The organism is Geitlerinema sp. PCC 9228, from assembly GCF_001870905.1.
Lineage (GTDB): Bacteria > Cyanobacteriota > Cyanobacteriia > Cyanobacteriales > PCC-9228 > PCC-9228.
The window spans coordinates 1-1061 of record NZ_LNDC01000193.1; the positions used below are offsets into that span (position 1 = coordinate 1).

The 1061-nt window shown below is 53.7% G+C and carries 1 protein-coding gene; it reads left to right on the forward strand.

Features of this window, described 5'->3' with window-relative positions; all coding sequences use genetic code 11:
• Nucleotides 1-1059 (forward strand): photosystem II q(b) protein (gene psbA, locus AS151_RS19990; RefSeq protein WP_071518834.1); only part of this gene is annotated, 1059 nt, incomplete at its 5' end.
• Nucleotides 1060-1061 lie beyond the last annotated feature (2 nt).

Here is a 1061-nt window from a genome sequence, read left to right on the forward strand (position 1 = left end):
ACCCTACAGCAACGCCAAAACGCGAATCTGTGGGAACGGTTCTGTGAGTGGGTCACCTCCACCAACAACCGCCTTTACATTGGCTGGTTCGGTGTGTTGATGATTCCTACTCTCCTAGCCGCTACCACTTGCTACATCATTGCTTTCATCGCTGCTCCTCCAGTAGACATCGATGGCATCCGCGAACCCGTCGCTGGTTCTCTGATGTACGGCAACAACATCATCACCGGTGCGGTGGTTCCTTCTTCCAACGCCATCGGTTTGCACTTCTATCCCATCTGGGAAGCAGCCTCTTTGGATGAGTGGCTGTACAACGGTGGTCCCTACCAATTGGTAGTGTTCCACTTCTTGATTGGCGTTTTCTGCTACATGGGTCGTGAATGGGAGCTGTCCTATCGCTTGGGCATGCGTCCCTGGATCTGCGTGGCTTACAGCGCCCCGGTAGCCGCTGCCACCGCCGTGTTCTTGATTTATCCCATCGGTCAAGGTTCCTTCTCCGATGGGATGCCCTTGGGAATCTCCGGCACCTTTAACTTCATGCTGGTGTTCCAAGCCGAGCACAACATCCTGATGCATCCGTTCCACATGTTGGGTGTGGCCGGTGTCTTCGGTGGTGCCTTGTTCTCCGCCATGCACGGCAGCTTGGTTACTTCTTCCTTGGTTCGCGAAACCACCGAAACCGAGTCTCAAAACTACGGTTACAAATTCGGTCAAGAGGAAGAAACCTACAACATCGTGGCTGCTCACGGCTACTTCGGTCGCTTGATTTTCCAATACGCATCCTTCAACAACAGCCGTGCCTTGCACTTCTTCTTGGGTGCCTGGCCAGTTATCGGCATCTGGTTCACTGCCTTAGGCATCAGCACCATGGCGTTCAACCTGAACGGCTTCAACTTCAACCAATCCGTGTTGGATAGCCAAGGTCGCGTCATCGGTACCTGGGCAGATGTGATCAACCGCGCCAACCTGGGTATGGAAGTTATGCACGAGCGCAATGCTCACAACTTCCCCTTGGACTTGGCTGCTACCGAACAAGTTGCTCCTTCCATCAAAGGCTAGGA